A 17,266-nucleotide genomic window follows, 5' to 3' on the forward strand; every position below is an offset into this window, starting at 1 on the left:
GTGTCAGGGTGTCTTCTTTGGTTGAACAGCTCGAAGCGCCGGGTGAAACGACCCGTCGCCGTAAAACGCGCGACCGGTTGATCGACGCTGCCTACGAAGTGTTCGCCGAGACCGGCATTCACGCGGCCTCCGTCGAGATGATCACGGAGCGCGCGGGGTTCACTCGGGGGGCGTTCTACTCGAATTTCGACTCCAAGGAGGAGCTGTTCTTTGCCCTCGCGGAGCGCGAGAACCGGGTGCGGTTTGAGCGGCTGCAGCAGGGCGTCGACTCGATTCTTCCCGGCCTTGATGCCGCGACCGCGGTGACTGACGCCACGCTCGGCACACTCGTCATGCGGTTCCTTGAGCTACAGGGCGACGACCGGCGGTGGTGCCTGGTGCAGTCTGAGTTCCGCTTACTCGCCATGCGCGATTCCGCGGTTGCGGCGTCGTACCTTGAGTACCAGCGCAACTTCCAGAATGAGCTGGCCGCGCGGCTTGACGACGCCCTCCGTTCGGTTGGCCTCACTTTCGTGATTGACCCGGTCGCGGTGACTCGAATGATCGTGACCGTGTACGAGTCGGCCATGCAGGAGTCGATCCTTGAGGGCGACACGGTGCCCAACATGGCGCGGTCGCCCATCGTGCTCGGCACTTTGCCGCCCCTCATTCAGTCGCTGACCCGGCCGCTGTAGCTCCGGCGGCTCGCGCTGCTCAGACACTAGCGGTCGTTGGGTGCGCCGACCTTGTGTTGCTCGGCCACTAACGGTTGTCAGGACCCGAAACTTCTGTGTGCTCGGTCACTTGTGGTCGCTGGCTCATTGCTCGGGCGTTTCGGGCGGATCCGAGAGCTGAGGAGCCGCCGCTTTCGACCGAGCAGTGAGGCGAGTCGCCTTTTGTGACGGAGGAGCCCGATCTCAGCGACCACTTGTGCCCGAGCGTGGGCTGCGTGAGCGTGAGTGACCCTAATCGACCGAGGAGTGCCGCGTGCTCCCACACAATCGGCGGCAAGCCCGGGTTGCCGCGGGTTGCTCGGTCACTTGTGGTCGCTGGCTCATTGCTCGGGCGTTTCGGGCGGCTCCCAGAGCTGAGGAGCCGCCGCTTTCCACCGAGCAGTGGGGCAAGTCGCCTTTTGTGACGGAGGAGCCCAATCTCAGCGACCGCTTGTGCCCGAGCAGCGGCCGCTCGAGTTCGAACGACGGCGATACGGACGGAAACTCTTCGCAGAAGTGGTCACAGCATTCGCTGCTACGACGGAGGGGCGAGAGTTCGGTGAGAACCCCCGCCCCTGGCGTCCAAGCAATGAAACTCGGGTCGCGGTTAGCCGACCGTCGGGCCGAACGCCGCCGGCAGCGTGGCGCGGTGAGTCGCACGCAGTTCATCGATCGTGGCGGTAAAGAGGTCCTGGATCTCGAGGGTGTGCGATGCCTTGTCGGTCACGCCGATGCGGAGGACCGGGTAGTTGCGTCCCTCGCACAGGCCGCGGAACTTCACGTCATCCTCGCGCGGCACCGAAACGAGCACTCGGCCCGTCGACTCCGAGAAAAGCGCGGTCGCGATGTCGACGCCGTCGCGCTCGAGAATCTCGCCGAGCCACACCCGGGCGCCAACACCGAAGCGCAGCACGCTTTCGGCGAGAGCCTGGGCCAGTCCGCCGTCGGAGAGGTCGTGCGCCGACGCGATGATCGACGACTGCGACCCGGCGTGCAGCAGTGCGGCGAGGTCCTTCTCGCGGCCGAGGTCCACCGCGGGGGGCAGACCACCGAGGTGGTCGTGGATGGTGCCGGCCCATGCCGAACCCGAGAGCTCCTCGCTCGTGGTGCCGAGGAGGTAGATGTTGTCGCCCTCATCCTGCCATCCGCTCGGGACGCGGCGAGCGACGTCGTCGATGACACCGAGCACGCCGACAACCGGGGTCGGGAAGATCGGGGTGTCGCCGGTCTGGTTGTAGAACGAGACGTTTCCGCCGGTGACCGGCACTTCGAGTTCGAGGCACGCGTCGGAGAGTCCCTCGACGGCCTGCGAGAACTGCCACATCACCTCGGGGTTCTCGGGCGAGCCGAAGTTGAGGCAGTCGGTGACCGCGGCCGGAACAGCTCCCGTGCAGGCGACGTTGCGGTACGCCTCGGCCAGCGCGAGCTTCGCGCCGAGCGACGGGTCCAGCTGGCAATAGCGACCGTTCGCATCGGTGGCGATCGCGAAACCGAGCCCCGACTCCTCATCGACGCGAATCATGCCGCCGTCATCCGGGAACGACAGCGCCGTGTTGCCCATCACGTAGTAGTCGTACTGGTTCGTGATCCAGCTCTTGTCGGCGAGGTTCGCCGAGCCGAGCAGCGAAAGAAACTGCGAACGCAACGTCGCGGCATCCGTCGGACGTTCGAGAGCGGATGCTGTATCCGCCTGCAGTGCATCAATCCAGGTGGGGTAGGCAACGGGGCGTTCGTACACGGGTCCATCAACTGCGACAGTCGACGGGTCGACATTGACGATCTCTTCTCCGTGCCAGTTGATGATGAGGCGACCGGTGTCTGTGACCTCACCCATCACCGAGGTTTCGACGTCCCACTTCGCGGTGACCGCGAGGAAACCGGCGAGCTTGTCGGGCTCCACGACCGCCATCATGCGCTCCTGCGACTCCGACATGAGGATTTCCTCTGGCGTCAGCGACGGATCGCGCAGCAGGGTGTTCGAGAGTTCGATGAACATGCCGCCATCGCCGTTCGCAGCCAGCTCGCTCGTTGCGCAGGAGATCCCGGCGGCGCCGAGGTCCTGAATGCCCTCAACAAGCTTCTCCTTGTAGAGCTCGAGGCAGCACTCGATGAGCACCTTCTCGGCGAACGGGTCGCCGACCTGAACGGCGGGGCGCTTGGTTGGGCCGGAGGCGTCAAACGAGTCGGAGGCGAGGATCGACGCGCCGCCGATTCCATCGCCACCGGTGCGGGCGCCGAAGAGCACGACCTTGTTGCCGACACCCGAGGCGTTGGCGAGGTGCAGATCTTCGTGGCGAAGCACACCGACTGAGAGTGCGTTGACGAGCGGGTTGCCCTGGTACACCTTGTCGAAATAGGTCTCGCCGCCGATGTTCGGCAGGCCGAGGCAGTTGCCGTAGAACGAGATGCCACTCGTCACGCCGTGCACGACCCGGGCGGTGTCAGGGTCATCGATGGCGCCGAAGCGCAGCTGGTCCATCACGGCGACGGGGCGAGCGCCCATCGAGATGATGTCGCGCACGATGCCGCCGACCCCGGTTGCGGCGCCCTGGAACGGCTCAATGTAGCTGGGGTGGTTGTGGCTCTCCACCTTGAAGGTGACGGCCCAGCCCTCGCCGACGTCAACGACGCCCGCGTTTTCACCCATGCCGACCATGAGGTTCTTCTTCATGGCGGGGCTGACCTTCTGGCCGAACTGGCGCAGGTACATCTTGCTGGACTTGTACGAGCAGTGCTCGCTCCACATCACCGAGTACATAGCGAGTTCGCCCGAGGTTGGGCGCCGACCGAGGATCTCCTTGATCTTCTCGTACTCATCAGGCTTGAGGCCGAGCGCCGCGTACGGCTGCTCCTTCTCGGGAGTAACGATGGCGTTGGAGACGGTGTCGGCCACAGACGTAACGGGATTGCTCACGGGGAGAGGCTCCTAGATCGAGGGATGCCGGAATGGCTCAATTCTATCCGGCCCCCAACGCGACCCGGTTCGGCCGGACGCCGCCGAACTACTCGTCGCCGCCACCGGGAGGGCCGATGATCAGCAGCACGGAGAAGATGACAACGAGCGCCACGACAAACAGCACGATGAGAAGCACGGGGTGAGTGAGTAACCAGCGCAGCAATCGGTCGATCCACGACCGGTCACGCGGGTCGTCTGTCGCTTCGCGTCGCCACTCGCCGTTGAGGCGACCAGTGCGGTCGGCCCACAGGTCGAACGGGATCGTGGCATACGGCACCACTGCAGTGGCTACGGCCCCGGCGATGAGCGGAATACCCCAGCGCTGGTTGAGCCCGACGATCAACGCGGTTCCCGCATAGGCGAGGAACACGAACCCGTGGATCGAGCCACCGATGCGCACCGCGAGGTCACCCAGCTCACCGGGTGCCCAGACGTATTTCATCAACAGGCCGACGATCAGCAGTGTCCAGGTCACCGCCTCAGCGAAAGCGAGCGTGCGGTAGAACAGGCGGGGAGACACGAAAAAATCACTCCAGAAGAGACGGGCGCCACAGCCAATTCGAAGAATCGAACGGATGCCTGTGGCCAAGGGGCGGGGGTCTCCCATCCTCGCAGGTGGGGTGCGAGGCTACATCGTCCCAAAGTTGTACCCGATGAGATGTGCCCGATCTCCGCCGCACGGGGGATATGCCCACACACCAATCCCTGCCACAGTAGGAGTACCCCCGCCCATTTACTTCAGGAGCAGAATGCCAACGGGAGTTCCCATCGAATTTGCCGGCCTGACCAAGAGGTTCGGCTCGGTCGACGCTGTCTCCGACCTGAGCTTCACCGTCGAGCCCGGCCGGGTCACGGGCTTCCTCGGCCCCAACGGCGCCGGCAAGACCACGTCGCTCCGGATGCTGCTCGGGCTCGTCGCCCCCACCTCCGGCACGGCAACAATCGGAGGCGTGAAATACCGCGACCTCGAGTCACCGCTGAGCACCGTCGGCGCCGCACTCGAAGCCGCGAGTTTCCACCCCGGCCGCTCGGCCCGCGACCACCTCCGGGTGTATGCCAAAGCTGCACGGATCGACCCGCAGCGCGTCGACATCGCCCTCGCCACGGTGGGGCTGAGCGAGTACGCACGTCGTCGGGTCGGCGGTTACTCGCTCGGCATGCGCCAGCGGCTTGGGCTCGCGTTCGCCCTGCTCGGCGACCCCGGTGTGCTCGTGCTCGACGAACCCATCAACGGCCTCGACCCCGAGGGTATCAAGTGGATTCGCGGGTTCCTCCGCACGCTCGCTGCCGAAGGGCGGACCGTCCTCGTGTCCTCCCACCTGCTCAGCGAAGTCCAGCAGTCCGTCGACGAGGTTGTCATCATCGCCAGGGGTGCACTCGTGCACCGCGGCCCCCTCTCGAGCCTCGAAGTCGAAGGAGCGGCAACCAAGGTGATCGTGGATTCCCCGAACCGTGAGGCGCTGCTTGCGGCGCTCACCGCAGCATCCGCTTCGTTTGAAATCGCACGCGCCGGAGTGCTTGTGTCCGGGCTCGAACCGGGAGAGATCGGGCATATCGCCTTCCTGGCCGGAGTGGAGGTGAGTTCGCTGCACCGACAGAAGTCGGGACTCGAGGACTCATTCCTCGCCCTCGTGGGAGAGGGGCGCTCGCTGTGACCATGTTCATCCCCGCGCTCCGTGCCGAAATCGCCAAGCTGCTGACCACCAAAATCTGGTGGATCCTCGCGATCATCCTGTTCCTCTACGTCGCTGGAGTGTCCGGTGGGCTGGGTGCCCTCTTCGGGTTCCTGTCGCAGTCGGCGGACGCCGACGCCTCGGGATCAGCGCCGCCGACCGACGTGCTCGCGCCCATGCTCTACGGCACGGTGTCCACGTTCGGCTACGTCTTCCCGGTGCTGCTCGGTGCGCTTGCCGTGACGAGCGAGCACCGGCACCAGATGCTCACACCCACGTTCCTGGCCACGCCTAAACGTGGGATCGTGCTCGCCGCCAAGTCGGTTGCGCTGCTGATGTTCGGCGCGATCTACGGTGTGATCGGAGTTATCGCCTCAGTGGGTGCTGGCGCAGGAGCGCTCGCACTGTTCGGCCTCGACACCCAGCTCGGCGAGAGCGACACCTGGGCGATGATCGCCCGGGCCATCCTCGCGCTCGCGCTGTGGGCGGTCATTGGTGTCGGGCTCGGCGCGCTGATCCCGAACCAGGTCGCCGCCATCGTCGTGATTCTCGCGTTCACCCAGTTCGTCGAGCCGACCCTGCGGGCGCTTGTTTCGTTGGCCGAATGGGCGGCGACCGTCGGCAAGTTCCTGCCCGGCGCGGCGAGCGATGCACTTCTGGGGGCGCCGAGCTTCTTCACCATGGGAATGACGGGCGACTCGCTCGAGTGGTGGCAGGGCGGGCTGCTGCTCGCCGCGCTCGCACTTGTGCTCACCGTGCTCGGCTACGTCGTGTCGTGGAAGCGAGACGTCACCTAGCGCGAGGCCGGGGAAGTTTTCGGAATGGCTTGACCCTCACACGATGTGAGGCGACATCGTCGGAGAATCATGTTCAGCATCGGAGAATTCGCATCGATCGGCCGGGTTTCCATTCGGATGCTGCGGCACTACGACGAGATCGGGTTGCTGGCGCCGGCGCGGGTGGACCCGTCCACCGGTTACCGGTTCTACGACGGCACCCAGATCGAGGTTCTCGCGCGCATCCTCGCCCTTAAGGACCTCGGGCTCACCCTCGACGAGGTGACGCGGATCGTGGGTGGGCTCGTTTCGAGGGATGCCCTCCACGCTCTGCTCGCCGACCGTCGACAGGCGCTCGCTGTGCAGCTCGACCTTGATCGGGCCCGCCTCGACCGGCTCGACGCGAAGATCCGACAGATCGAAGGAGTACCGCTCATGTCCACTCTGTCCACCGAACTCAAGCCACTACCTGCGGTGGTTGTTGCCCAAGCCAGTGCACCGATTCCGGGCTTCGGGCCCGAGAACGTCAGCCCGGTGATCGGGCCGCTGTTCGACACCCTGTACTCAGACCTCGTCGCGGCTGGGGTCACACCCAGCAATCACGCGCTGGCGATGTACGAAGCCGATGCCGAAAATGACACCGGCGCGCGGGCCTACGCAGCATTCCCTGTTGCGGAAGCGACAGCATCCGCTTCGGGATTCACCGTCACCGAGATTCCCGGTGTCGACCTTGCGGCCACAACGGTGCACCGCGGCTCGATGTCGACGATCGGGGACTCGTGGGAGGCACTGTACGCGTGGATCGCCGAGAACGGCTACCAGTTATCGGGCACCTGCCGCGAGCTCTACCTCGTGTCGCAGCCGGAGCCGCAGGAGAACTGGGTGACCGAACTGCAACAACCCGTGGTGCGGGTCTGACCCGGGCCGCCGTTTGCCAGAAAAGGCTCTCTGTCCACAAGAATTCGCGGGCAGAGAGCCTTTTTTGGTAGATCGGTGACGGTCGGAGGGGCCTAGACCGCCTGCAGCGCCTGGATCGCGCTCGTGAAGAGCGTGAGTCCGTCGGTGCCTGACCGCATGGCGGCCGAGGTGTCGGGGCCGAAGCCCGGCTCGACGGCGTGCTCGGGGTGCGGCATGAGGCCCACAACGTTTCCGCGCTCGTTGGTGATGCCCGCGATGTCGCGCAGAGAGCCGTTCGGGTTGACGCCGAGGTAACGGAAGACCACGCGGCCCTCGCCCTCGAGCCGGTCGAGTTCGTCTTCGGAGGCGATGAATCCGCCCTCACCGTTCTTCAGCGGGATGACGATCTCGTCGTTCAGCTCAAAGCCCGTCGACCATGCGGTGTCGGTGTTCTCGACACGCAGCGCCTGGTCACGGCGGATGAAGTGGCCGTGATCGTTGCGAATCAGCCCGCCTGGCAGCAGGTGCGCCTCGGTGAGCATCTGGAAACCGTTGCAGATCCCGAGCACCGGCATGCCCGAATTCGCGGCTGAAATGACCTCGGCCATGATCGGTGAAACGGATGCGATCGCACCGGCACGCAGATAATCCCCGTAGCTGAATCCACCGGGAAGCACCAGCGCGTCGACGCCATGCAGGTCGTGCTCGCCGTGCCAGAGCGCAACCGGCTCAGCGCCGGCAATGCGGATCGCGCGCTGCGCGTCACGCTCGTCGAGCGAACCCGGGAAAGTGATGACGCCGATGCGCATGTTACTCAGCCTCGGGGTAGGTGATGGCGACGACGTCTTCGATGACCGAGTTCGAGAGGATCTCGTCGGCAATTTTCTCGACGTCGGCGCGAACGATGTCGGTGATCGGGCCGTCGACGGTGAGCTCGAATCGCTTGCCGATCCGGACGTTCGAGAATTCGGTCTTGCCGAGGCGAGCGAGCGCTCCGGCGACGGCCTTGCCCTGCGGGTCAAGCAGTTCGGCCTTCGGCATGACTTCAACGACGATTGTGGGCACGGATGAACTCCAGGCTGTTCGAGGTGGCGGAGATTTCAGTCTATCCGACCTCGAACTTTCGGATGATGCCGCAGATCGGGCGTGGACGTAGGCTTTCGAGGGAAAGAGAGACGATGAACCACTCCGCCCTCACCCCGGTGTTCGCCGTATTGCGCTGGTCACTGCATTCGCTGCTGATAGCGCTGGTTGTTGTGGTCATCGTGCGGTCCGTCATTACAGGGGATGCCGATACCGGCGTCATTCACGGGCTTTCTGTGCTGTTACTCGCCAGCTACCTCGGCGGTGCGCTCATTGCCCACCTCCGGCCGGAGTTTGTGGAGTCGTCCCGCTGGGTTCCGATCGCATGGGTCGGGTTGCTCACAGTGTTCTGGGCCGCTCTTCTCGCCGTCACACCGGATGCCGCATTCATCGTTTTCCCCCTCTTCTTCCTCTACCTGCAGCTCTTTCCCGCCAAAGCAGCGGTGACCGCTGTCGCGCTCACAACGGCGATCACCATCCTGGCCCTCTCCCGGGAATCCGGGTTTTCCGTCGGCGGTGTCATCGGTCCGCTCATCGGAGCCCTTGTCGCGGTCACGATCGGGTTCGGCTACCGAGCGTTGTACCGCGAAGCCGAAGAACGCCAGCAGCTCATCACTGAACTGCTTGAGACCCGCGGTGAACTGGCCATCGCCGAGCGCTCGGCGGGAATGCTGGCCGAACGGGAACGCCTGGCCCGCGAGATTCACGACACTGTTGCGCAGAGCCTGTCGAGCATTCAGCTGCTGTTGCACGCGGCCGAGCGCCTCGACGCCGAGCGCCCTGGGCTCGAGCAGTTGCGCCTCGCCCGGGAGACCGCTGCCGACTCACTCGTCGACACTCGCCGGATCATCCGCGAACTCACCCCACCCGCGCTCGACGACCGCACGCTCCCCGCGGCGCTCAAACGTCTGGCCGTATCGACCGAGCAGACACTCCGCGCGGGCGGCGCCCCGACGAGGGTGAACTTTTTGGTCGAAGGAACACCGGTTCCTCTTCCGATGACTCTCGACGCTACCCTGCTGCGCATCGCCCAGGGTGCCATCGCGAACGTTGCCCGGCACGCTCAGGCAACCCGGACCGATGTCACCCTGACCTACCAGTCCGACAGTGTTTCGCTCGATGTGGTTGACGACGGTGTCGGGTTCGTTCCTGAAGTGCAGGCGCTTACCGCGGCGGCCGCTGGCTCGTTCGGGCTCACCGCGATCCGCCAGCGGGTCGACGCGCTCGGCGGAGTGCTCAGCATTGAGTCGGGAAATGCCGAGGGCACCGCCCTGGCCGTCACCCTGCCCATCCTCCAGTCGAGTGACGCTGTTGTTACCGGCTCCGATCCCAAGGTCAGTACATGATCCGACTCCTTATTGCCGACGATCACCCTGTCGTCCGTGCCGGTCTCCGTGCCCTGTTCGCCACCGAGCCCGACCTCTTGGTTGTGGGCGAGGCGGCGTCGGGCGAGGAAGCGGTCGCACGAAGCTACGCAGGCGTCGACATCGTGCTGATGGACCTGCAGTTCGGCAACGGAATGCAGGGGTGGGATGCCACCCGACGGATCCGGGAACGCCCGGGCGCTCCGCACGTGCTCGTGCTGACCAACTACGACACCGATGCCGACATTTTGGGTGCCGTTGAGGCCGGAGCGGCCGGTTACCTCCTCAAAGACGCGCCGCCCGAGGAACTCATCGCGGCCGTGCGTGCGGCCGCCCGCGGCGAGAGCGCCCTCGCGCCCACCGTGGCCGGCCGTCTCGAGGCACGACAAAACGCACCCGACGATGCGCTGAGCGCCCGTGAAGCCGAAGTACTCACGCTCGTGGCTGACGGAATGTCGAATCGAGAGATTGCACGATCGCTCTTTCTGTCTGAGGCCACGGTGAAAAGCCACCTCGTGCACATTTTTACAAAACTGCAGGTTTCGTCGAGAACGGCAGCCGTGGCATCCGCTCGCGAACGTGGCGCGATTCGTTCAGTCTGATAGGGAATCGTGCAGCGCGCGAAGCGCCGTGACGACATCAGCGTGCCAGCGTCGGGCCAACGGAACCACCTTGGTGTACATGGCCGCTTCGTGGGTTGCACCCTGATAGCGAACAGCGCTCGCGTCGACGCCGGAGGCACGGAGCGCGGCCGCGTAGGCCTCGCCGTCGAGCCGAAGGGCGTCGTACTCGGCCGTGAAGATGACGGCAGGAGGCAGTCCGCGGTGAGTGAGGGCGCGCGCCGGTGATGCATAGGGTTCCTTCGCGCGTGAGCGGTCACCGAGGTACGCGTTCGCAACCTGCACGAGCTCACGCCGAGCGAGGAACCGCGGGATGCGCATTTCTCGGATCGGCGACATGTCGATGGCCGTGCCGGTGAGATCGGTCACCGGGACTTCGAGGATCTGGACTTTGAGCGGGTGACCGAAACGGTCGCGGTTGAGCAGGGTGACGGCGGCAGCGAGGTTGCCGCCGGAAGAGGTGCCGTTGATGCCGATCCGTTCGGGATCGACGCCGAGGTCGGCGGCGTTCTCGACGAGCCACCGCAGAGCGGCATAGCCCTGCTCGATCTGCGTCGGGTAACGATGTTCGGGCGCGAGCGCGTAGTCGACGGCCACATGGATCACACGGGCGTCGACGGTGCGCATCCGGAAGGCCGCGTCGACGCTCGTGTAGTCGACACCTCCGAGCTGAAACGAGCCGCCGAAGAAAGCGAGCACGGCGGGCAGCGTCGATGACGCGTTGCCACGTGCGTCGATCGGGCGGTAGACACGCACCCGCACCGAGGGATAGTCGGGGACGGTCACTGTGTAGTCGGTGATGTCGACCTCGGGCGGGGTGAGACCGACCCGTCCGTACAGTTTGGTGTCCCACTTCTGGGCGTTTCGCCGCTTCCACGCCGGGGTCTTGCGCTTCGCTTTCTCGGCGGCGGACAGCTGACGCTTTGGTGCGGTCGCTTTCGGTGCGGGCGTTTTAACTGTGGAGGCAGCCTCGGCGCCAGCGGTAGCGGTGCCGGCGGCCGTATTGCCGACCGTCTGTGGCGCCGTCGTCGGGGCGGTGGCCGCCGGGCCTCGCCGCCACGGGGCAACCTTTTCAAGTGCGGTCGTGAGAAATCCGGTGACAGTGGCTCGCGCTTCCGCGACCATGTCCCGTCGCCTGGCGAGGTACATCTCCTGGAAGTACGGATCCAGCGGCACAGTTGCCTCCTTATCGATGGCTTCTCGACAGTAACAAGGGAACACATCGAGTGTCCGGGGGTTGCGCGGTGATGGACGGCGAGCTCCGGACGAGGTCGCGTGCAGTTCACCTACCCGTTACCGCGCGGTCGGTTACCGTTGCCCTCCGCTGGTTAGCGTTGGCCGGACGAGGTCCGAGTCAGGAGGAAACCATGACCACCTTTGACGACATTGTTGTCGACCACGGTGACACCCGGTTGTCATTCGTCAGTGACCCGGAAACCATCGAGGTGGAACTCGTGGTGCTTGATGTCACCGGCACGACCGTTGACGACGACGTTATCGTCGAGCGCGCCTTCGTCACCGCGGTGAAGCGCACCGGAATTGCGAGCACCAGCGAAGAGCTCGATGCGGCTGTGGGACGTCTTCATGCGACGAGAGGCCAGTCGAAGCTCGACGTTTTCCGTGCCCTCGCCGACGACGATGACAGTGCCGAGCGAGCGCTCGACGGGTTCGACGACGCCTATGCCGAGATCGTCGGCGCTGAAGGAATCGCGGCGATGCCCGGGGCGGAGGACCTACTCCACGCGCTGAGGGAGAGCGGAGTAAAGGTCGCACTGGCCACGGACTTATCCCGTCGCACCTGTGACGTGTTGCTTGACACACTCCGGTGGAAGGACCTCGTCGACGCCACGGTATCGCCCTCGGAGGCCGGGCGCGGACGCCCATTTCCAGATCTGCCGTTGACCGCGCTCATTCGCACGTCGGTGAGCCGGGTCGACGCCGTGGTAGTCGTGGGCGATACCACCAACGACATGCTCTCGGGCATCGCGGCTGGCGCCGGGCTCGTCGTCGGTGTGCTGACCGGGGCACACGATGAGGTGGCGCTCCGGGACGCCGGAGCCGACGACGTGCTCGACAGCGTCGCCGATCTTTCCGAACTGCTCGGGCTCGACGAGTCCTAGCGTCGCTTCACACCGAAGGGGATCGCAATGACGCGAGTGCGAGCAAGGCCCACCGGTCGTGACGTGCTTCTTCGGCCGACGCCCGTGGCCATGGTGTGGCCAGGAGCGGGGTATCGGCATGAGGCGATCGCCGTTCCGGGGGTGTGCCTGGCTCGGGGCGATGTGCTCGTCGCCGTCGAGCTGGCCACCGCCTGCGGCTGCGTCCTGGATGTCACACTGGCCTGCCGCGAAGCGCTGGTGCCCGTCGTGCTTGGCCATGAGCAAGTCGGTCGGATCGTCGCGGTCGCCGATGGCGCAGTAGCGGCGGGCGGAACGCCACTCGTGGTTGGCATGCGCGTTGTGTGGTCGGCGACAGCGGGTTGCGGTACCTGCGAACGCTGTGAAAGGGGCCACGCCGAGAGTTGTCGCGCACTTCGCGGCTACGGCCATGACCGGGTGCGCCGTGGCTGGGAACTGAGTGGCGGGTTCGCCAGTCACGTTCACGTGCGTGCAGGCACCGCTCTTGTCCTTATTGATGAGTCGCTCCCCGCGACGGTCGCAGCACCCGTTTCGTGCGCCACCGCGACCGCGGCGGCCGCTGTCGAGGCCGCTGACGAGCGGGTGCCCCTGGCCGAATCCACGGTCGTTATTCTCGGCGCAGGAATGCGAGGCCTCACGGCAACTGCGATGGTGACGGATGCTGGAGGCCGCGTGGTCATGTCGGACCCCGGTTCCCTGCGACGGAGTGCCGCGATCAACTTCGGCGCCGTCGCCGTCGCCGATTCAAGGGCTGGCTTTCGGTCCGCTACCGGGCTGGGTGGAGTGCTGGCAGCGCTCGCCGCATCGGGTGCGCGTGAGCCGCTCGTCGTGCTTGATTTCTCAGGCGCGCCCACCGGGCTGTCGACCGCTCTGGCTGTCGTCGGAGGCGGCGGCGTGATCGTGCTGGCCGCCCGTGGATCGGGAACCGAGGGCACCCGGGTGGAACCGGACATGCTGTCACGCAGACAGCTCACGCTCCGTGGAGTGCACCGGTACTCAGAGCATCATCTTGCCGCCGCGGTCGAGTACCTCGAGCGCGCGTGGTTACGGTACCCGTTCGCGGGGCTCGTCGGCGAGACCTTCGCTCTCGAGCGAGTAGACGACGCGCTGGCGCTCGCCGCAACCGGCATGCATCAGCGGGTAGCACTCGACCCACGAGGTCATAATTGACGCTAGCGCCGACCCGTGCGAAAGCTGGAAACGGCGATTGACGCTTAGGCCGATCCGGCCTGAACACGAATCAGGTTCACCCACGGGTCGTCGAAACTCAGAGTCTGCCCGTCATCTCGCACCTGCACCTTGTGGTGAGTCAGCCGCTCGGTGAGTTCCCCCAGCGAGTCGGCGTCGGGCACCTGGATGTCGATGCGACCGAGTCCAAGCGCAGGCATGCGTGGGCCGGCGCCGCGAGAGTTCCACACGTTCATCGCCATGTGGTGGTGGTAGCCGCCAGCCGAAACAAACAGCGCCTGGTTGCCGAGCGACGTCGTGGCGTCGAAGCCGAGTGTGTTCACGTAGAACTCACGAGCGGATGCCACGTCGCCAACGGACAGGTGCACGTGGCCGATCTGGGTGCGCCCGAAGACCGTCTCGTCGTCGGGGGCGTCCTGAGCTTCGGCGGTGAGATTCTGCGAGAGAAACTCGTTGGGATCGACGTAGAGCGTAGCCATCTCGACCTGCCCGTGAACCCAGCTCCACTCGGTACGATCGCGGTCCCAATACAGTTCGACGCCGTTACCCTCGGGGTCGGTGAAGTAGAAGGCAATGCTCACAAGGTGGTCGGCGCTTCCCGTGAAGGTGCCGGGCGCCTTCCGGGCGACCGAGTACAGCGCCGCGGCGAGGGCCGCCTTCGACTCGAAGACGATGGCTGTGTGGAAGAGTCCGGCCGATCCGGGCGATGCGTGCTTGAGCTGAGGCGCGTGCTCGAGGATAACGGTGGGAATCCCACCGCGACCGAGCGTCACCGAGTTTTCGGTGGCCGACAGGATTCGCAGAGTGACAGCATCCGTGTAATAACGGGTCATGGCGTCGAGGTCAGCCACGAGAAGGGTGACCGGACCCATCGCGGTGTCGGCGGAAAGTTTGTCTGAGGGTGCGAGCGTGGTCATGATGGGTATAACTATAGTTGTAGCGACAACATTCCCATTACATCGAGTAAATATCGGCGGGCACCAGATCGCGACCCAGGGAGACCGTTCTCGGGTTGTCGGCGTAGTACCCGTAGGGCGGGATGTCCCGGTAGCCGACCGAACGATAGAGGGCGATCGCGGCAGGATGATTTTGGTTGGTCTCCAGAACCATCGACGTTATGCCGTGCTCGATGGCTGACGTCTCCAGCCAGGTGAGTATCGATCGCGAGAAGCCCTGACCCCGGAATCCGTCGACGACAAACATCCGTTTGAGTTCGGCGGTGCCATCGCCCGTTTTCCGCCATGCTCCCATCGCGACCGGCTGGCCATCGACGTAGCCAACGGCCAGAGCCCCGCGCGGCGGCAGGAACTCAGCGTCGTGAATGGGGCTTGCGTCCTGTCCCCCATAAATTTGGGCATACAGCGCCTGAAGCTGGGTGATCAACTCAACAACATCGTGATGCGAATACTCGCGTCGCTCGACGTTGAGCCTCGATACGGTTTGTGACATAGATCCGGGGCGACGGTCAGGCCGCTGGCAGCTCTCGCTTGCGAAGGTCGAGGAGGCTGAGGACCAGCGCAAGAGCGAGCAAGGCGACGATGATCGTCGTGCCGCGACCGAAAGCGTCCCGGTAAATGTCGGTGGATCCCTCGAGTCCCTTCTCCGCGTAGAGCGTCGAGAAAAAGGTGCTCGACGCTACAGCGACACCAATGGCGGTCCCCACCCGCTGGCCCACCTGCGCCACCGAGCCGGCGACACCACCCTGGGTGACCGGCACATCCTGCAGGGTGAGGGTCTGGTTGGGGGAGATGACGAAGCCTCCGCCAGCGCCAGCGACCGTGAGCACGGCTGCGATGAGCCAGGGCATCCACGCTTCAGACGCGAACGCGGTGATCGGCAGAGTTGCGGCGATGCCGACGCCCGCCAGGGTGACACCGAGCACGACAATCTTGCGACCGTGCTTGTTGACGAGTCGGCCGCCGACCCACGAGGTGACAGCTGAGGCCAGGGCAAACGGAATCGACACCATTCCGGCGAAGACCGCCTCAAGGCCGAGGCCCTGCTGCAGGAAGAGGGTGACGATGAGGAACATCGCGGGGATCGCGGCAAAGTATGCGGTGGCGATGAGGATGCCGTTGCGGTACGACGCGAGTCGCAACAACCCGAAGTGAACGACAGGCGACTTGCCGATGCGCAGGTAGCGACGTTCCCACCAGACGAACGCGGCCGCAGCAACAGCGAAACCGATGAGCCAGAACCAGCGCCGGGGATCGTCATCAGGGCCACCCGTCGTAAGGACGAACGGCAGCATGAGGCTGAAGGTAGCGACGCCGAGCAGGATGATGCCCGTAACGTCGAGGCTCGACGCGCCGCCCTCGTGCACTTGTTTCTTGGGCAGAAGCCGCCAGGCAAACCAAACGGCGATGAGTCCGAGGGGGATGTTCATCCAGAACAGCAGTCGCCAGCCGTTCTCGATTCCACCGATGGCGATGAGCAGCCCGCCGATCGTCGGGCCGAACGCCGTGGAGAGGCCAATCGTCGCGCCGAAGACCCCGAACGCCTTACCGCGTTCCTGGCCCTGGAACAGTTGCTGAATAAGCCCGAGCACCTGCGGCATCTGAATACCCGCCGCGATGCCCTGCAGGATGCGACCGATGACAAGAATCTCGATTGTCGGCGCAACCGCACACAGCAGGCTCGCCAGCATGAACGACGTCAGCCCGATGAGGAACATGTTCCGGCGGGACTTGAGGTCACCCAGTCGGCCCGATGGTACGAGCGCGAGTCCGAACGCGAGAGCGTATCCCGCCACGATGAGCTGAAGTTCGGTAGCGCCGCCGCCCAGCGACTGCTCGATCGAGGGCAAGCCGACGTTGACCTTCGAGAGGTCGAGAATCGTGAGGCTCGCCACGCCCGCGCACACCCAGAAGGACTGCCACTTGACGCGGTTGGCGTGGAGCTCGTGAGGGGAAGTCTGAGTCGTCATCCCTCTGAACTTTACGCCGTGAGTCGAACCAGCAACTCCCGGTAGCGCTCCGCGGTCTTCTCGACTATAAAGTCCGGCAATTCTGGCGGTGTTCCGGTCTGGTCCCAGTTCGCCGCAAGCCAGTCACGCACGATCTGCTTGTCGAAGCTGGCCATCCGCTCGGTCGGGGTGTCCGCTGTGGTGTACACCGCGGCATCCCAATAGCGAGAGGAATCTGACGTGAGCACCTCGTCTGCCAGCGTGATCAACCCCGTGACCGAATCGCGACCGAACTCGAACTTCGTGTCGGCCAAAATGATCCCGCGTTTTTCAGCGAGAGCGGATGCCTCGGCGTAGATCGCGAGAGAAAGGTCGCGCAACGCAGTTGCGTCGGCCTCGCCAATCAACTCCACGCTCTGCTCGAAAGAGATGTTCTCATCGTGCTCGCCCATCGGGGCCTTGTAGGCGGGGGTGTACAGCGGCTCGGGCAGCCGGTCGCCGTTGGACAGCCCTGCTGGCAACGGGATTCCGCAGACACTCTGCGACTCGACGTATTCTTTCCAACCGGAGCCGGTGAGGTACCCGCGAACAACGCACTCGACCGGGAACATGTCGAGTTTCTTCACCAGCATGGCCCGACCGGCGAACTGCGCGGGAATAATCTCGGCCGAGGTGCCGTCGCCCGCCAGCTCGTGGTCGGGCAGCAGGTGGTTGGGCACGCTGAGCTGGTCGAACCACCACAGGCTCAACGTGGTGAGCAGCTCGCCTTTGCCGGGAATCCCGGGGGAGAGGACGTGATCGAACGCACTGACACGATCGCTTGCGACAACGAGCAGCGCGTTCGCCCCAGGCCCATCGGCACGTTCGTAGAGGTCTCGAACTTTACCCGAGTAAAGGTGATTCCAGCCGGCCAGGTCTGTCGATTCGCTCACCCCTCCATTATCGCGGACGGGAGCCAGGCGGTGGCGCCGGCG

17 protein-coding genes are annotated in these 17,266 nt (G+C 64.9%); 8 read left to right on the forward strand and 9 right to left on the reverse strand.

Annotated features, from left to right (window positions below; translation table 11 throughout):
* Positions 1-8: 8 nt before the first annotated feature.
* The gene (locus L1277_RS07695) at positions 9-674 is read left to right on the forward strand and encodes a TetR/AcrR family transcriptional regulator (protein WP_253375766.1); all 666 of its coding nucleotides are present in this window, start codon (positions 9-11) and stop codon (positions 672-674) included.
* Between the two features lie 625 nt (positions 675-1,299).
* Here the strand turns inward: L1277_RS07695 and purL are convergent.
* A complete protein-coding gene (gene purL, locus L1277_RS07700) occupies positions 1,300-3,606 on the reverse strand; it encodes a phosphoribosylformylglycinamidine synthase subunit PurL (protein WP_253375767.1) in 2,307 nt (768 codons plus the stop codon).
* Positions 3,607-3,694: 88 nt separating this feature from the next.
* Positions 3,695-4,168 carry a DUF3817 domain-containing protein gene (locus L1277_RS07705; RefSeq protein WP_253375768.1) on the reverse strand — a complete coding sequence of 158 codons (474 nt, stop codon included), beginning with the start codon at positions 4,166-4,168 and terminating at the stop codon, positions 3,695-3,697.
* Between the two features lie 229 nt (positions 4,169-4,397).
* On the opposite strand from L1277_RS07705, the gene L1277_RS07710 reads away from it, so the two are divergent.
* The 3 genes from L1277_RS07710 to L1277_RS07720 all read left to right on the forward strand — a co-directional run bounded on the left by L1277_RS07710 (position 4,398) and on the right by L1277_RS07720 (position 7,015).
* A complete protein-coding gene (locus tag L1277_RS07710; RefSeq protein ID WP_253375769.1) occupies positions 4,398-5,303 on the forward strand; it encodes an ABC transporter ATP-binding protein in 906 nt (301 codons plus the stop codon).
* Between the two features lie 2 nt (positions 5,304-5,305).
* Complete coding sequence (locus L1277_RS07715) at positions 5,306-6,118, forward strand: ABC transporter permease (RefSeq protein ID WP_253375931.1); 813 nt, start codon at positions 5,306-5,308, stop codon at positions 6,116-6,118.
* 69 nt (positions 6,119-6,187) lie between these two features.
* Positions 6,188-7,015 carry a MerR family transcriptional regulator gene (locus tag L1277_RS07720; protein ID WP_253375770.1) on the forward strand — a complete coding sequence of 276 codons (828 nt, stop codon included), beginning with the start codon at positions 6,188-6,190 and terminating at the stop codon, positions 7,013-7,015.
* A 92-nt stretch (positions 7,016-7,107) separates the two neighbouring features.
* Here the strand turns inward: L1277_RS07720 and purQ are convergent, their stop codons facing one another.
* The gene (gene purQ / locus L1277_RS07725) at positions 7,108-7,803 is read right to left on the reverse strand and encodes a phosphoribosylformylglycinamidine synthase subunit PurQ (protein WP_253375771.1); all 696 of its coding nucleotides are present in this window, start codon (positions 7,801-7,803) and stop codon (positions 7,108-7,110) included.
* A gap of 1 nt (position 7,804) precedes the next feature.
* Positions 7,805-8,059: a phosphoribosylformylglycinamidine synthase subunit PurS gene (purS, locus tag L1277_RS07730; protein WP_253375772.1), complete on the reverse strand. Its 255-nt coding sequence runs from the start codon at positions 8,057-8,059 to the stop codon at positions 7,805-7,807.
* 113 nt (positions 8,060-8,172) lie between these two features.
* Here purS and L1277_RS07735 point away from each other — a divergent pair, with 113 nt between their 5' ends.
* Positions 8,173-9,423, forward strand: coding sequence for a sensor histidine kinase (locus L1277_RS07735; protein ID WP_253375773.1), 1,251 nt, complete (start codon positions 8,173-8,175; stop codon positions 9,421-9,423).
* Positions 9,420-10,043, forward strand: coding sequence for a response regulator transcription factor (locus tag L1277_RS07740; RefSeq protein WP_253375774.1), 624 nt, complete (start codon positions 9,420-9,422; stop codon positions 10,041-10,043). The genes L1277_RS07735 and L1277_RS07740 overlap by 4 nt, the downstream gene beginning before the upstream one ends.
* On the opposite strand, the gene L1277_RS07745 is transcribed toward L1277_RS07740, so the two are convergent.
* Positions 10,035-11,237: an alpha/beta hydrolase gene (locus L1277_RS07745; protein WP_253375775.1), complete on the reverse strand. Its 1,203-nt coding sequence runs from the start codon at positions 11,235-11,237 to the stop codon at positions 10,035-10,037. The two genes, L1277_RS07740 and L1277_RS07745, sit on opposite strands and share 9 nt — an antisense overlap.
* A gap of 191 nt (positions 11,238-11,428) precedes the next feature.
* Between L1277_RS07745 and L1277_RS07750 the strand changes: the two genes are divergently transcribed.
* Entirely contained in the window at positions 11,429-12,181 is a 753-nt protein-coding gene (locus L1277_RS07750) for an HAD family hydrolase (protein ID WP_253375776.1), read from the forward strand.
* A 27-nt stretch (positions 12,182-12,208) separates the two neighbouring features.
* The gene (locus tag L1277_RS07755; RefSeq protein WP_253375777.1) at positions 12,209-13,369 is read left to right on the forward strand and encodes an alcohol dehydrogenase catalytic domain-containing protein; all 1,161 of its coding nucleotides are present in this window, start codon (positions 12,209-12,211) and stop codon (positions 13,367-13,369) included.
* 44 nt (positions 13,370-13,413) lie between these two features.
* Here L1277_RS07755 and L1277_RS07760 read toward each other — a convergent pair whose 3' ends face one another.
* The 4 genes from L1277_RS07760 to L1277_RS07775 are packed head-to-tail and all read right to left on the reverse strand — an operon-like array spanning position 13,414 to position 17,224.
* The gene (locus L1277_RS07760) at positions 13,414-14,304 is read right to left on the reverse strand and encodes a VOC family protein (RefSeq protein ID WP_253375778.1); all 891 of its coding nucleotides are present in this window, start codon (positions 14,302-14,304) and stop codon (positions 13,414-13,416) included.
* A 37-nt stretch (positions 14,305-14,341) separates the two neighbouring features.
* Positions 14,342-14,836, reverse strand: a complete 495-nt coding sequence (locus L1277_RS07765; RefSeq protein WP_253375779.1) for a GNAT family N-acetyltransferase — start codon at positions 14,834-14,836, stop codon at positions 14,342-14,344.
* A 16-nt stretch (positions 14,837-14,852) separates the two neighbouring features.
* Positions 14,853-16,313: an MFS transporter gene (locus tag L1277_RS07770; RefSeq protein ID WP_253375780.1), complete on the reverse strand. Its 1,461-nt coding sequence runs from the start codon at positions 16,311-16,313 to the stop codon at positions 14,853-14,855.
* A gap of 11 nt (positions 16,314-16,324) precedes the next feature.
* Positions 16,325-17,224: a phosphoribosylaminoimidazolesuccinocarboxamide synthase gene (locus tag L1277_RS07775; protein WP_253375781.1), complete on the reverse strand. Its 900-nt coding sequence runs from the start codon at positions 17,222-17,224 to the stop codon at positions 16,325-16,327.
* Positions 17,225-17,266: the final 42 nt, after the last annotated feature.

It is taken from the genome of Okibacterium sp. HSC-33S16 (assembly GCF_024171565.1).
GTDB lineage: Bacteria > Actinomycetota > Actinomycetes > Actinomycetales > Microbacteriaceae > Mycetocola_A.

Coding starts and splice junctions, on each gene's coding strand:
- L1277_RS07710 (WP_253375769.1), top strand. CDS start 4,398: ATGCCAACGGGAGTTCCCATCGAATTTGCCGGCCTGACCAAGAGGTTC.
- L1277_RS07715 (WP_253375931.1), top strand. CDS start 5,306: ATGTTCATCCCCGCGCTCCGTGCCGAAATCGCCAAGCTGCTGACCACC.
- L1277_RS07720 (WP_253375770.1), top strand. CDS start 6,188: ATGTTCAGCATCGGAGAATTCGCATCGATCGGCCGGGTTTCCATTCGG.
- purQ (WP_253375771.1), bottom strand. CDS start 7,803: ATGCGCATCGGCGTCATCACTTTCCCGGGTTCGCTCGACGAGCGTGAC.
- L1277_RS07735 (WP_253375773.1), top strand. CDS start 8,173: ATGAACCACTCCGCCCTCACCCCGGTGTTCGCCGTATTGCGCTGGTCA.
- L1277_RS07740 (WP_253375774.1), top strand. CDS start 9,420: ATGATCCGACTCCTTATTGCCGACGATCACCCTGTCGTCCGTGCCGGT.
- L1277_RS07750 (WP_253375776.1), top strand. CDS start 11,429: ATGACCACCTTTGACGACATTGTTGTCGACCACGGTGACACCCGGTTG.
- L1277_RS07755 (WP_253375777.1), top strand. CDS start 12,209: ATGACGCGAGTGCGAGCAAGGCCCACCGGTCGTGACGTGCTTCTTCGG.
- L1277_RS07760 (WP_253375778.1), bottom strand. CDS start 14,304: ATGACCACGCTCGCACCCTCAGACAAACTTTCCGCCGACACCGCGATG.
- L1277_RS07765 (WP_253375779.1), bottom strand. CDS start 14,836: ATGTCACAAACCGTATCGAGGCTCAACGTCGAGCGACGCGAGTATTCG.
- L1277_RS07770 (WP_253375780.1), bottom strand. CDS start 16,313: ATGACGACTCAGACTTCCCCTCACGAGCTCCACGCCAACCGCGTCAAG.